General features: G+C 32.5%; 1 protein-coding gene. It reads right to left on the reverse strand.

The window, feature by feature from the left end; all coding sequences use genetic code 11:
- Window positions 1–33: 33 nt before the first annotated feature.
- The coding region (locus tag IR173_RS18000) for a hypothetical protein (RefSeq protein ID WP_237040872.1) at window positions 34–539 on the reverse strand (506 nt) is incomplete at its 5' end.

Consider the following 539-nt stretch of genomic DNA (forward strand, 5'->3'; position numbering starts at 1 on the left):
TTGTTCATCATAAAATGATTTTAAGGTTATTGTTTAGTGATTGTTGAAATCTTCTTCTGTTAGCTCTCTTTTCTGGATGTCTTTTAGATAAAGGGAATGAATGTAAAATCCACAATGAAAATCTGTTAGCGGTCTTTGAGGTTCATAATATAGATATAAAAGAGTACCACTAAAGGTGATACGTCCTTCATAAGCCTTGTATTCGTCTTTCATATTTTCAATGAAAAAAATAACTCCAGGTCGAAATTCCTTCCATTCGCTAGCATCAGGATAAATTACCCATCTTTTATAGAATTTGTCATATTCTAAATGTCCTTTCAAATTCTCTCTTTCAAAAGGTTCTTGTTTTTCCTCCGGATAAATCCGTTTTACATCTCTGTCATCATCGCTGCAACCGTATGCTCCAACGAGCAGGCATAACACGAATAAATAATTTAAAATCTTCTTCATAAAGGTGGTGATTAAAAGGTTAATAATGGTTTTCTTGTATTTTATATAATGCAGCAGAATGTAAAATACTGCGTCTGGTCGTATGATTT

The organism is Phocaeicola faecalis, from assembly GCF_021730445.1.
Classification (GTDB): Bacteria; Bacteroidota; Bacteroidia; order Bacteroidales; family Bacteroidaceae; genus Phocaeicola; species Phocaeicola faecalis.